At 58.4% G+C, this 11745-nt stretch carries 14 protein-coding genes; 4 read left to right on the plus strand and 10 right to left on the minus strand.

Annotation, left to right across the window (positions count from 1 at the left end):
- Window positions 1-147: 147 nt before the first annotated feature.
- Window positions 148-750, plus strand: coding sequence for a peroxiredoxin (locus NTD84_RS27050; RefSeq protein ID WP_128605461.1), 603 nt, complete (start codon window positions 148-150; stop codon window positions 748-750).
- Window positions 751-910: 160 nt separating this feature from the next.
- Here the strand turns inward: NTD84_RS27050 and rnt are convergent, their stop codons facing one another.
- A complete protein-coding gene (rnt, locus tag NTD84_RS27055) occupies window positions 911-1588 on the minus strand; it encodes a ribonuclease T (RefSeq protein WP_262172131.1) in 678 nt (225 codons plus the stop codon).
- Complete coding sequence (gene pyrC, locus NTD84_RS27060; RefSeq protein WP_262172134.1) at window positions 1585-2631, minus strand: dihydroorotase; 1047 nt, start codon at window positions 2629-2631, stop codon at window positions 1585-1587. Before pyrC ends, rnt begins: the two co-directional genes overlap by 4 nt.
- A gap of 159 nt (window positions 2632-2790) precedes the next feature.
- On the opposite strand from pyrC, the gene NTD84_RS27065 reads away from it, so the two are divergent.
- Window positions 2791-3699 (plus strand): flagellar protein MotY, encoded by a 909-nt coding sequence (locus NTD84_RS27065; protein WP_262172137.1) that lies wholly within the window; start codon window positions 2791-2793, stop codon window positions 3697-3699.
- A 129-nt stretch (window positions 3700-3828) separates the two neighbouring features.
- Window positions 3829-5046 (plus strand): argininosuccinate synthase, encoded by a 1218-nt coding sequence (locus NTD84_RS27070; protein WP_262172138.1) that lies wholly within the window; start codon window positions 3829-3831, stop codon window positions 5044-5046.
- Between the two features lie 144 nt (window positions 5047-5190).
- On the opposite strand, the gene NTD84_RS27075 is transcribed toward NTD84_RS27070, so the two are convergent.
- Window positions 5191-5826, minus strand: coding sequence for a hypothetical protein (locus tag NTD84_RS27075; protein ID WP_262172139.1), 636 nt, complete (start codon window positions 5824-5826; stop codon window positions 5191-5193).
- Between the two features lie 481 nt (window positions 5827-6307).
- On the opposite strand from NTD84_RS27075, the gene NTD84_RS27080 reads away from it, so the two are divergent.
- Window positions 6308-6934, plus strand: a complete 627-nt coding sequence (locus tag NTD84_RS27080; protein WP_150709826.1) for a response regulator transcription factor — start codon at window positions 6308-6310, stop codon at window positions 6932-6934.
- Window positions 6935-7024: 90 nt separating this feature from the next.
- On the opposite strand, the gene NTD84_RS27085 is transcribed toward NTD84_RS27080, so the two are convergent.
- The 7 genes from NTD84_RS27085 to NTD84_RS27115 form a co-directional block, all read right to left on the minus strand.
- On the minus strand, window positions 7025-7204 hold the full coding sequence (locus tag NTD84_RS27085) for a PA3496 family putative envelope integrity protein (RefSeq protein ID WP_145318955.1): 180 nt from the start codon (window positions 7202-7204) through the stop codon (window positions 7025-7027).
- Window positions 7205-7311: 107 nt separating this feature from the next.
- A complete protein-coding gene (nth, locus tag NTD84_RS27090) occupies window positions 7312-7950 on the minus strand; it encodes an endonuclease III (protein WP_262172140.1) in 639 nt (212 codons plus the stop codon).
- Window positions 7951-7975: 25 nt separating this feature from the next.
- Window positions 7976-8485: an Rnf-Nqr domain containing protein gene (locus NTD84_RS27095; protein WP_262172141.1), complete on the minus strand. Its 510-nt coding sequence runs from the start codon at window positions 8483-8485 to the stop codon at window positions 7976-7978.
- Window positions 8478-9089, minus strand: coding sequence for an RnfABCDGE type electron transport complex subunit G (locus NTD84_RS27100; protein WP_262172142.1), 612 nt, complete (start codon window positions 9087-9089; stop codon window positions 8478-8480). The genes NTD84_RS27095 and NTD84_RS27100 overlap by 8 nt, the downstream gene beginning before the upstream one ends.
- Window positions 9086-10075 (minus strand): RnfABCDGE type electron transport complex subunit D, encoded by a 990-nt coding sequence (locus tag NTD84_RS27105; RefSeq protein WP_262172143.1) that lies wholly within the window; start codon window positions 10073-10075, stop codon window positions 9086-9088. The genes NTD84_RS27100 and NTD84_RS27105 overlap by 4 nt, the downstream gene beginning before the upstream one ends.
- Window positions 10062-11093 carry an electron transport complex subunit RsxB gene (rsxB, locus tag NTD84_RS27110; RefSeq protein WP_262172144.1) on the minus strand — a complete coding sequence of 344 codons (1032 nt, stop codon included), beginning with the start codon at window positions 11091-11093 and terminating at the stop codon, window positions 10062-10064. Before rsxB ends, NTD84_RS27105 begins: the two co-directional genes overlap by 14 nt.
- Window positions 11090-11659, minus strand: coding sequence for an Rnf-Nqr domain containing protein (locus NTD84_RS27115; protein WP_262172145.1), 570 nt, complete (start codon window positions 11657-11659; stop codon window positions 11090-11092). Before NTD84_RS27115 ends, rsxB begins: the two co-directional genes overlap by 4 nt.
- Window positions 11660-11745 lie beyond the last annotated feature (86 nt).

Below are 11745 nucleotides of genomic sequence, written 5' to 3' on the forward strand. Positions count from 1 at the left end.
CTGACAAAAAACCGTTGAGGACAGCTCAAAAACGCAGTGTATGATGGCCGGTCCTTATGAAGCGGGGGAGTGTCACAGGGCTGTCGCCTCAGGGTGGCAGGCTGGCGCAAACCCGGACCTTCACGTTTTTACACCAGGAGATATTCAATGAGCGTACTCGTAGGCAAGCAAGCCCCTGACTTCACCGTACCGGCCGTCCTCGGCAATGGCGAAATCGTCGACAGCTTCACCCTGTCCTCGGCCATCAAAGGCAAATACGGCCTGGTGTTCTTCTACCCGCTGGACTTCACCTTCGTTTGCCCATCCGAGCTGATCGCTCTGGACAACCGCATGTCTGACTTCAAGGCACGCAACGTCGAAGTGATCGCCGTTTCGATCGACTCGCACTTCACCCACAACGCTTGGCGCAACACCCCGGTCAACAATGGCGGTATCGGCGAAGTCCGTTACACCATGGCGGCCGACATCAAGCACGAAATCGCCAAGGCCTACGACGTTGAGTCCGAAGGCGGCGTCGCTTTCCGTGGCGCGTTCCTGATCGACGACAAGGGCGTTGTCCGCTCGCAGATCATCAACGACCTGCCGCTGGGCCGTAACATCGAAGAACTGGTTCGTCTGGTCGACGCACTGCAATTCCACGAAGAGCACGGCGAAGTTTGCCCGGCCAACTGGAAAAAAGGCGACAAAGGCATGACCGCTTCGACCGAAGGCGTCGCGGCTTACCTGACCGAGCACGCTGCTGCCCTGTAAGGCGCGCGTTCGAGGCATAAAAAAACCGGCCCTGGCGGCCGGTTTTTTTATGCGCGGGAGAAACGCAGGTCCCTGTAGGAGCCGGCTTGCTGGCGATGCACGATGACGCGATCTTCATGTTAAACCGCGTCGCCTGCATCGCGAGCAGCTCGCTCCCACATCAGTCGTCGAAATCTTCCCAACCCCCCATCTGCTTCCAGCGATTGACGATGCCGCAGAACAGCTCGGCGGTCTTCTCGGTGTCGTAGCGGGCCGAGTGGGCCTCACGGCCGTCGAAGTCGATATCCGCCGCCTGACAGGCCTTCGCCAGCACGGTTTGACCGTAGGCAAGACCGGCCAGGGTCGCGGTGTCGAAACTGGAGAACGGATGAAACGGGTTGCGCTTCATATCCAGGCGCGCGACTGCCGCATTCAGGAAGCCCAGATCGAAGCTGCTGTTGTGCCCGACCAGGATCGCCCGTTTGCAACCGTTGGCTTTCAAGGCCTTGCGGATGCCACGGAAAATATCGGTCAGTGCCGCTTCTTCGCTGACGGCCATGCGCAGCGGGTGATCGAGTTTGATCCCGGTGAATTCCAGCGCAGCCGCTTCGATGTTGGCGCCTTCAAAAGGCTCGACACGGAAAAAATAGGTGTGATCGGGGTACACAAACCCTTTTTCGTCCATGCCGATGGTGGTCGCGGCGATTTCCAGCAAAGCGTCAGTGGCAGAGTTGAAACCGCCGGTTTCAACGTCGACGACAACCGGCAGGTATCCACGGAAGCGAGCGGCCATTGGGTGGCGCGAACCCCCTCCGCCGCCTTGACCGTCCTGTTCGTCGTCGAAATGGTCTTCACTCACGCGTGTTCCTCCAGCAGGCGCCAGCGCAGTTTTTCACCGGCGCGCAGCGGGATGACGGTCAGCTCGCCAAATGGCAGGCTGGTTGGGGCGGTCCACTCGTCGCGGACCAGGGTGATGCGATCGGCGTTCACCGGCAGGCCGTAGAAACGCGGGCCGTTGAGGCTGGCGAAGGCTTCGAGCTTGTCCAGCGCGTTACGGTGTTCGAACGCTTCGGCGTACAGCTCGATCGCCGCATAAGCGGTGTAGCAACCGGCGCAACCGCAGGCGGCTTCCTTGGCGTGCTGGGCGTGCGGTGCCGAGTCGGTGCCGAGGAAGAACTTCTCGCTGCCGCTGGTGGCGGCGTCGAGCAGGGCTTCCTGGTGTGTATTGCGCTTGAGGATAGGCAGGCAATAGAAGTGCGGCCGAATCCCGCCGACCAGCATGTGGTTGCGGTTGTACAGCAAGTGATGCGCGGTGATGGTCGCGCCGACGTTGGCCGAAGCTTCGTTGACGAACTGCACGGCGTCCGCGGTGGTGATGTGTTCGAACACCACCTTGAGCGTCGGGAAACGCTCGACCACACGCCGCATGTGCTCATCGATGAAGATTTTTTCGCGGTCGAACACATCGACATCGCCGCGGGTGACTTCACCATGAATCAGCAAGGGCATCCCGACTTCGGCCATGGCCTCCAGTGCAGGGAAAATCTTGTCGATGCTGGTGACACCAGAGTCCGAGTTGGTGGTCGCGCCGGCCGGATACAACTTGGCGGCGTGCACGAATCCGCTGGCCTTGGCCTCACGAATTTCTTCGGGCTGGGTGCGATCGGTGAGGTAAAGGACCATCAACGGCTCAAAGCGGCTGCCGGCCGGCCGTGCAGCGAGAATCCGCTGGCGATAGCCGTCGGCTTCAGCGGCGTTGCGCACCGGCGGTACCAGGTTGGGCATGATGATGGCGCGACCAAAGGTGCGCGCGACATCCGCGACGGTATTGGTCAACACGGCACCATCGCGAAGATGAATGTGCCAGTCGTCGGGACGCAGCAGGGTCAGGCGGTCGGACATGAGGGGATTCCAGGCGGGTCAAACTGAGGGGAATGCTACCGGAAAAGACTCTCTCAGGCACTCGCTATCAAGTTTTGCCGCCAGCGTCCGATATCCAACAGGTACGCCGTAATCAGGTGTATGTCGGTCTTTTTGCAGTCGAAGCCAGTGGAGCCTCCCGTGCGCCAGCGTTATTTAGCCTTGTTCAGTGTGTTTGCCAGCCTTCCCGCGATGGCGCTCACTTTCCAGACCCGACTGGAGAACATTGAGTGGACGGTCGAAGGGGACAAGTTCGAATGCCGCCTGACGCAACCGATCACCGATTTCGGTTCGGGCGAATTCGTGCGCCGCGCCGGTGAGCAGGCGACGTTTCGTCTGAAAGCCTACAACTCCATGGTCGGCGGCGGTTCGGCGACCTTGTTGGCGGCCGCTGCACCGTGGCAGCCGGGGCGCGGTGATATCAACCTCGGTTCGGTGCAGATTGGCAGCGGCAATGTACTGTTCAACAGTTCACAGGTTCAGGCCGGCCGCTTGATCAGTGGCCTGATGGATGGGCGCAGCCCGGTCATTCGGCATTATTCCGGCGATGGCCGGGTGTCGGAAGTGCGGCTGTTGCCGGTGAAGTTCAGCAAAGCGTTCAACGATTACCAGGGCTGCGTGGCGAAGCTGCTGCCGAAGAACTTCGAGCAGGTCAAACAATCGCAGATCGGTTTCCCGGGCGAAGGCATCGAACTCGATGCGCAGGCCAAGGCGCAGTTGCAGGTGATGCTGGAGTTCATGAAGGCCGACCCAACGGTCAATCACATCGAGCTCGACGGGCACTCCGACAACAGCGGCAATCGCCTGACCAATCGTGATCTGTCGCGACGTCGGGCCCTGGCGGTCATGGACTTCTTCAAGGCCAATGGTGTCCAGGAATCGCAGATCACCCTGCGCTTTCACGGCGAGCGTTATCCGCTGGCCCCCAACACCACGGCGGCCAATCGGGCGAAGAATCGTCGGGTCAATGTGCACCTCGCGCGGGTCGCGCCCACCGAGGCGCCAGCGCCTCAGGCCACCGTATCGGCGAGCGCGGCGAAGACCTCCTGATATCGGGATGATCGTCGCTCGCTCGACATAATCTGTCGCTTCGTCGTCATAAGCTGTCGCGCCTCTGTAAATTATTCTGCATGCCCGGTAGACTCGACGGCTTTCCGTAGAACCCCGTGGAGTGATGGCATGGCGGACGTAAACAAGGTCGTTCTGGCGTATTCCGGCGGCCTGGACACTTCGGTGATCCTCAAGTGGCTGCAGGATACTTATAACTGTGAAGTGGTGACTTTCACCGCTGACCTGGGGCAGGGCGAAGAGGTCGAGCCGGCCCGCGCCAAGGCACAGGCCATGGGCGTGAAAGAAATCTACATCGACGATCTGCGCGAAGAATTCGTACGTGACTTCGTATTCCCGATGTTCCGCGCCAACACCGTTTACGAAGGCGAGTACCTGCTGGGTACTTCCATCGCTCGTCCGTTGATCGCCAAGCGCCTGATCGAAATTGCCAACGAAACCGGCGCTGACGCCATTTCCCACGGCGCCACCGGCAAGGGCAACGACCAGGTCCGTTTCGAACTGGGTGCGTACGCGTTGAAGCCAGGTGTGAAAGTGATCGCACCGTGGCGCGAATGGGACCTGCTGTCCCGTGAAAAGCTGATGGATTACGCTGAAAAGCACAACATCCCGATCGAGCGTCACGGCAAGAAAAAATCCCCGTATTCGATGGATGCCAACCTGCTGCACATCTCTTATGAAGGCGGCGTGCTGGAAGACACCTGGACCGAACACGAAGAAGACATGTGGCGCTGGACCGTCTCCCCGGAGAACGCGCCCGACAAGCCGCAGTACCTGGAACTGACCTACCGTAACGGCGACATCGTTGCACTGGACGGCGTTGAAATGTCCCCGGCCACCGTGCTGGCGACCCTGAACCGCATCGGTGGTGAACACGGTATCGGCCGTCTCGACATCGTCGAGAACCGTTACGTGGGCATGAAGTCCCGTGGCTGCTATGAAACCCCGGGCGGCACCATCATGCTGCGCGCTCACCGTGCGATCGAATCGATCACTCTGGACCGCGAAGTGGCTCACCTCAAAGACGAGCTGATGCCTAAGTACGCCAGCCTGATCTACACCGGGTACTGGTGGAGTCCTGAACGTCTGATGCTGCAACAGATGATCGATGCGTCCCAGGCACACGTAAATGGCGTCGTGCGCCTGAAGCTGTACAAGGGTAATGTGATCGTCACTGGCCGCAAGTCCGACGAATCGCTGTTCGACGCCAACATTGCGACATTTGAAGAAGATGGCGGCGCCTACAACCAGGCCGACGCGGCGGGCTTCATCAAGCTCAACGCCTTGCGCATGCGGATCGCAGCGAACAAGGGTCGCAAGCTGTTCTGAAGGTTCTGACTCGCTAGTGGAATTTGTGGCCTTGTTTTCGGCAAGGCCACAAATTTGAAAATAGGGGTTTTCTTTCTGACATTGCGATTCATCTTTTTTCTTGTTTTGTTAACGCCATTCCCGCCTGCTGCTCTCCTTTCGATCTTAAAACGCGACCGACCGCTGTGTGTCAGGTTGGCGAGATTGATCGATGAACGTCACGTCCTGTGAGCTCAAATTGTAAGTAATGCAAAACGGTACGCCGCTGCGTTTCTTCACGTGCCTGAAAAATTTCAGGGCGCTTTCCTTCAGCAAATTCTCTGATTCGGTAGTGATGAGAAACACGACCACTCGTGCGGTGTCGCCCCTGGCGGGGTGAATCCGATCCAGCAGTTCGCGAAACCCGATCTTCCCGTGCATGCCGCGCGCATCGATGATGTGCAGGTCCTTCAATCGCTCCGGAAACTCGATGTGGTGCTGGACCGAGCCGCTTTCCCGAACGAGGTCCTCACTGGGCGGGCCTTGCGCGGCAGCCGGCCGTTCAGCGATGTCCATGGCTTTGATGAAATGCTTGCCCTTCTCAAAGTCGGACGGTGCGTAAAGCGATCGGTGATTGAAGTTGAGCGTGGCGAAAAACAGCAGCAGCAAATAAAAGGGAAAGCTGATCAGGAACCAGATATAGATCTCCCGTTCCTCATCGTCGAGAAAGGGCAGGGAAACGGCGGCCGATGTTTCAGACAGTGTTGCGAATATTGCGATGACTGTCATGGGGTTGGTGATGCCTTGTTTTGGTTTCATCATGTTTTTTACTCATATAAGTTGATCTTTTTCTCATTGGGTTAGTGGGGGTGGTTAGTTGTGCGGTATTTATATTAACGATGTATTTATAGTTGGCCTAAGTGTTTCTGTTGTGAGCGAGTTAACCGGTGTGTTTTGCTGTAAGCGTTTATGTGTGTGATGAAAGGATAGAAGTGCAAGGCTCAAATGCCGGTTACTGTGAAGGGTAGCTCAACTGGCGAATGACGTCGGGTCTCGATTATCGATTTATTATGAGCTTTTCTTTTTTATAAATTGATACACAAAATTGTTGAAGAGTGGGGCGGCATAAGGCACATAACGTTTCCATTGCCAAAGGTTCCAAGATTTCCTGTAGGAAGTTTCCGCGTTATTTGTAGGGAATGTCTCTCGCTGCGGGTGGCCGGGGGGGGCGGCATGCCATGGGTGAAACGACTAGGCTATTGTGCGGGCTCTAAAAATTCGAACAGCGAAATTGGACTTGCCCATGAATAAAGTGCTGATCGTGGATGATCACCCCGTCATTCGTCTTGCGGTACGTATGCTAATGGAGCGTCATGGCTACGAAGTCGTTGCAGAAACAGATAATGGCGTGGATGCATTGCAACTGGCTCGTGAACATATGCCGGATATTGTCATCCTGGATATAGGAATACCGAAGCTGGATGGACTGGAAGTCATAGCACGCCTGGTATCGGCAGCAATGCCAATGAAAGTGCTGATATTGACTTCCCAGGCACCGGGGCATTTTTCGATGCGTTGCATGCAATCAGGCGCTGCTGGATATGTTTGCAAGCAGCAGGACCTCACTGAGTTGCTCAGTGCAATAAAGGCCGTATTATCGGGCTACAGTTATTTTCCCAATCAAGCATTGCATACCGTGCGTTCCAGTCTAGGGAATGCCAGTGAAGCCGATATGGTGGATCGTTTGTCCGGGCGGGAAATGATGGTTTTGCAACAGTTGGCCCGGGGCAAGACCAATAAGGAAATTGCCGATGGCATGTTCCTCAGCAATAAAACCGTCAGCACTTACAAAACCCGTCTCTTGTTGAAGCTCAATGCGCGATCCCTGGTGGACCTGATCGAACTGGCTCAACGCAATGGGCTGGTGTGACAGCACCGACGATTTACGGCGCTGGGTGAGTGGCGGGTACCAGGGTTTCGCACTTAAAAAAAAGCCTCCGGTCAGGGAGGCTTTCAGGTGTCATAGGTCAAAATCGTAATCGGCCAATTGCTTTTGCAGTCGGCGCTCCTCCAGCAGGTTGTCGATTGTGCGGCGTTTGCTCAGGTTGGTCTTTGCCACTTCAACCACCGGTTCCGCGTCATCGGCTTCAACGGGTATGAAGTCCTCTTCTACGTCCAATTGCTCTTTGCCAGTGCTCATAAGGTTAACTCCAGGCTAAGACTGCCTTTGGCGCCCCTTATATCGACAATCTCTCTGCGGGTAAAAAAGATTTTTTCAATCGATAAATCAATAAACCTAATAGCGCCTCAATCGTCCGAAGTCTTGTGCTTGTATTCGCACAGGTCTTCGATGCGGCAACTGCCGCACCGGGGCTTTCGGGCCAGGCAGACGTAGCGCCCATGCAGAATCAGCCAGTGATGGGAATCGAGCAGGTATTCCTTGGGCACAAACTTCATCAGTTTATTTTCCACCTCGACCACATTCTTGCCTGGCGCAATACCGGTGCGGTTACTGACCCGAAAAATGTGCGTGTCCACGGCCATGGTCAGCTGGCGGAAAGCCGTATTGAGCACCACATTTGCGGTCTTGCGGCCAACACCTGGCAGCGCTTCCAGTTCTTCACGGGTCTGCGGTACTTCGCCGCCATGCCGCTCCACCAGCAAGCGGCAGGTCTCGATGACATTTTTTGCCTTGCTGTTAAACAGGCCGATGGTCTTGATGTACTCCGACAACCCTGCCACACCCAGGGCATAAATAGCCGCTGGAGTATTCGCAACCGGATAGAGCTTCGCCGTTGCCTTGTTCACGCCGACATCGGTCGATTGCGCCGACAGAATCACCGAGATCAGCAATTCGAACGGCGTGGAATAAGCCAGTTCGGTCTTCGGTTCAGGGTTGTCTTCATGCAGCCTGCGGAAAATTTCCAGACGTTTTGCAGCATTCATGGACAGTGCGTTTCCTCGAAAGCGTTCAGTGTGGGGGATTCGGGCGAGCCCAGGCCTGCCAGGCGGCGATCAGCAGCCCCAACAGAATGAAGCCACCCGGGACCAATGTCGCCAGGTGCAGACCGCTATAACCGATGAATTCGCGCAGCAGGCCCAACGCCAGCATCAGTGCGCCAAACAGCCCACACAGGCGCAGGCGCTCACGCCATGCTGACTGGAAAAAACCGGTGTGGTCCAGGACGACACATTGCAAGGCGATCAATCCGGCAAAGATGCCCGCATGCTGATGCCACTGAAGCGCCCAGACTTGTGCAGCCATTTCCGCGCAACTGGTCAGTGTGGCGGCGAGCAGAATACCGGCAATCAATCGTGCGTTCGGAACCAGCTTCGGTCGCAACACGGCCATGCCGACGCCATAGGCACTGATCACCACGATAAACATCACCCAAACGCCCAGCGCCGTCAGCCATGAGTCGGTGGCACCGATCAGCGGAGTAAGCATCAGAGAGTGCTGCAGGGTCGACGATCTATTCATGGGGGTTGTCCCCGATCAACTGTTGCCGGTGTTCATCGAAATAGCGCAAGGCATCGTGGATGGCATTGATCACCGCGCGTGAAGTGATCGTCGCCCCGGCGATCTGGTCGAACTGGCCTTGATCCTGTTTCAACGCCCAGCCATTGTCCGCCGGTTCGTTTCGTGACTTGCCGGTAAAGCCGCCGAGCCAGGCATTGGGCCAGTCGGCGATCCGCGCGCCTAATCCTTGAGTCTCCGATTGCCTCAGGGTTTTCACCCCCAGTAACTTGCCGTTGGCGCCGATGGCGACCAGCAACTCGATGCTGCCCGCGTAGCCCACGGTCTGGCTGCGCAATAAAACGCCAGCAGGTTGGCCGGCCTTGGTGGCCAGGTAGCCGCCCAGCAAGGTGCTGTTGCTCAGCACGACATTGTCGAGGCGCAGCGGTTGGTCCAGCGGCTGATTGTCGTAACTGTCGGCGGGCAGCAGATCCAGCAGATTGCGGCTGTCGATCGCCCGTTGTTCGGTGGCAATACGCGGCGCGCTACGCTGCTGCACAAGGTAAGTCGCGCCAATACCCAGGCCTGCCAATACCAGCAGAATGACCACGCTCGAGGCTCGATTCATGGCGCAACACGCTCCTGCCTCGATGCGATAAACCGGTCCAGCATCGGCACGCAGAGGTTCATCAACAACACCGCAAACGCCACGCCGTCGGGATAACCGCCCCATGTGCGAATGAGGTAAGTCAGCAACCCTACCCCCACACCGAACAATAGGCGGGCGCCGGGGCTTTTTGCGCCGGACACAGGCTCCGTGACGATAAAGAACGCACCCAGCATGCTCGCGCCAGTGAGCAGATGAAACACGGGCGAGCCATGGGAATCGGACCCCGACCCGTTCCAGCACAGCAGGCTGATGACAAACAGGCTGGCCAGCATGCCGACCGGCGCATGCCAACTGAACACCCGCCGCTGCAGCAGAAACACGCCGCCAGCGAGAAACGCCAGGTTGACCCATTCAATGCCGCGCGCGCCGAAGTGACCGAATGCCGGATTGCCAGCGAAAAGCTCGTCCATGGTCAGGCTTTTGTTGATGCGCAAGCTGTCCAGCGCGGTGGCCTGGACCCAGGCATCCGGCGTCGGGCCGAGATTGAAACCGAACACCTGTTGCAAGCCGCCGAGCAGGTCCATGCCGTGGGACGACGGCCAGTGGGTCATTTGTTGGGGAAACGTCACCAGCACCAACGCGAAACCGAGCATCGCCGGGTTGAACGGGTTTTTCCCGACGCCGCCGTACAGCTGTTTTCCGAGCAGCGCGAACGCCGCGGCGCAGACTGTCAGCCACCATGGGCAATACGGCGGCAAGGCCAGGGCCAGCAGCGTCGCACTGACCAGCGCGCTGCCATCGGTCAAGGTCGCTTGAAGCTCGCGCCTGCGCAGCTTCAACATCGCCGCTTCAACGGCCAGCGCGGTCGCGCCAGCGAGAAACAGGTTGATCAACACCCCCCAGCCATACAACCCGAACAACACCAGCATGCCCGGCACGGTGGCCAGCAATACCAGCTTCATCGCCTGTTGCAGGCGCTCGTCGACCAGTTCAACGGGCGACATGGGCATCCACCTGACGCTCGGCGGCCTGCAGCGCTTTTTCGGCGTCGTCGAGTGCACGTTCCAGCGCTTCGATCTGCTCGGCGGGCGCCTCGCTGCTGTGCGCTTTCTTGAGCTCGGCACGGCGCATGGCCAACTGGATCTTCGCCCGTTTCAGGTCGGCATCCTTGACCGGCGCGGCGGGCGTCGGGGCTGGCGCTGCGCTGCTTTCCAACTGCGCCAGCACGTGCTCGGCCGCCTCGAATTGCTGTTGCAGGATGATCAGTTGCGATTGCTGTTCGAACGTCGGCGGATGGCCGAACGCCTTGAGCGACTTGTTCAGTTGCGCGCGGCTCATGGCGACATCGATCTTGGCTTTTTTTAGCGCGGCATCCGCATTCGCCGCTTTCTGCGCGCGGACTCTTTCAAGCGCGGCCTGAACCGGGTCGAGCGTCGTCACTTCGCTTTGCTGCGCCGCACGATGGGCCCGGGCCTGACGCTCGGCGAGTTTTTGTTGTTCTTCTCGATGCAGGCGCGCATTGCGTTGTTCGAAACGGAGCCGTGCATGATTGCGTTTGGCGGCGCGTGCCTGTTGCGCTTCGGGACCAGGCGCCAGGCCGCCGACGATCGGCAGCACCTTGGCCAGGGGCAACGGGCGCATTTCGATGCAGTCCACCGGGCACGGCGCCACGCAGAGGTCACAACCGGTGCATTCGTCGATGATCACCGTGTGCATCAATTTTGCCGCGCCGACGATGGCGTCCACCGGACAGGCCTGAATGCACTTGGTACAGCCGATGCATTCGGCCTCGCGGATGTAGGCGATTTGCGCCGGGGCCGAGCCGCGACTGACGTCCAGTTCCAGCACGGGTACTTTCAATAACTCAGCCAGCTGCGCGATGGTTTCGCTGCCGCCCGGCGGGCATTTGTTAATCGGCTCGCCGCTTGCGATGCCCTCGGCGTAGGGCTTGCATCCGGGGTGGCCGCATTTGCCGCACTGGGTCTGCGGCAACAGGGCGTCGATGCGTTGAATCAGACTCATGTTTTGATCAGTCCGCTGAATCCGAGAAAAGCCACTGCAATCAATCCGGCGCCGATCAGGTCGATCGGCAGGCCACGAAAGGGCAGGGGAACATCATTATCAAGTGTGCGCTGGCGCAAGTCGCAGAACAGACCGAGCACCAGCCAGAAACCGAGCCCGGCACCGACACTCAGGGCCATGGCGTAGAAAAAACCTTTGTCTGCCTGGGTGTCGATCAAGACCAACCCCAGAACACCGGCATTCCCGAGCAGCAGCGGCCAGAGGCCCTCGAACGAAAGCGTCGAGAATACCTTCGCCACTACCTTCAGCAGCGGCGTGATCAACAACACGCTCAGCGGCAAGAACACAAACAGGCGCAGCGAGTTCAGGCCCAGCGGCACCAGCAGCCAATAGTAGAGCGCGTGGCCGAGCAGGCCGACGATCAGCATCAGGCACGTCGTCGCGATGCCCAGCGCATGAACCTGACGCCGCTCGGTGCCTAACAGCGGATCGACGCCCAGCGGCCAGTGCAACACGAAGTTGTTGATCAGGGCGGCGCTGATGAGCGTGAGGACAATCGGAGTCATGGTCGTGCCGGGAAAAGTGGCGTGTCTAACAAGGTTAGGCATTATCCGGCAAGGACGGAGGGTGGGCCAGACATGAAAATCCCACA

The sequence above is a fragment of the Pseudomonas sp. 14P_8.1_Bac3 genome (assembly GCF_025466085.1).
Classification (GTDB): Bacteria; Pseudomonadota; Gammaproteobacteria; order Pseudomonadales; family Pseudomonadaceae; genus Aquipseudomonas.

Excerpts from the sequence above, each read along its gene's own strand:
- NTD84_RS27050 (WP_128605461.1), top strand. The coding sequence starts at position 148 with ATGAGCGTACTCGTAGGCAAGCAAGCCCCTGACTTCACCGTACCGGCC.
- pyrC (WP_262172134.1), bottom strand. The coding sequence starts at position 2,631 with ATGTCCGACCGCCTGACCCTGCTGCGTCCCGACGACTGGCACATTCAT.
- NTD84_RS27070 (WP_262172138.1), top strand. The coding sequence starts at position 3,829 with ATGGCGGACGTAAACAAGGTCGTTCTGGCGTATTCCGGCGGCCTGGAC.
- NTD84_RS27075 (WP_262172139.1), bottom strand. The coding sequence starts at position 5,826 with ATGATGAAACCAAAACAAGGCATCACCAACCCCATGACAGTCATCGCA.
- NTD84_RS27080 (WP_150709826.1), top strand. The coding sequence starts at position 6,308 with ATGAATAAAGTGCTGATCGTGGATGATCACCCCGTCATTCGTCTTGCG.
- NTD84_RS27085 (WP_145318955.1), bottom strand. The coding sequence starts at position 7,204 with ATGAGCACTGGCAAAGAGCAATTGGACGTAGAAGAGGACTTCATACCC.
- nth (WP_262172140.1), bottom strand. The coding sequence starts at position 7,950 with ATGAATGCTGCAAAACGTCTGGAAATTTTCCGCAGGCTGCATGAAGAC.
- NTD84_RS27095 (WP_262172141.1), bottom strand. The coding sequence starts at position 8,485 with ATGAATAGATCGTCGACCCTGCAGCACTCTCTGATGCTTACTCCGCTG.
- NTD84_RS27100 (WP_262172142.1), bottom strand. The coding sequence starts at position 9,089 with ATGAATCGAGCCTCGAGCGTGGTCATTCTGCTGGTATTGGCAGGCCTG.
- NTD84_RS27105 (WP_262172143.1), bottom strand. The coding sequence starts at position 10,075 with ATGTCGCCCGTTGAACTGGTCGACGAGCGCCTGCAACAGGCGATGAAG.
- rsxB (WP_262172144.1), bottom strand. The coding sequence starts at position 11,093 with ATGAGTCTGATTCAACGCATCGACGCCCTGTTGCCGCAGACCCAGTGC.
- NTD84_RS27115 (WP_262172145.1), bottom strand. The coding sequence starts at position 11,659 with ATGACTCCGATTGTCCTCACGCTCATCAGCGCCGCCCTGATCAACAAC.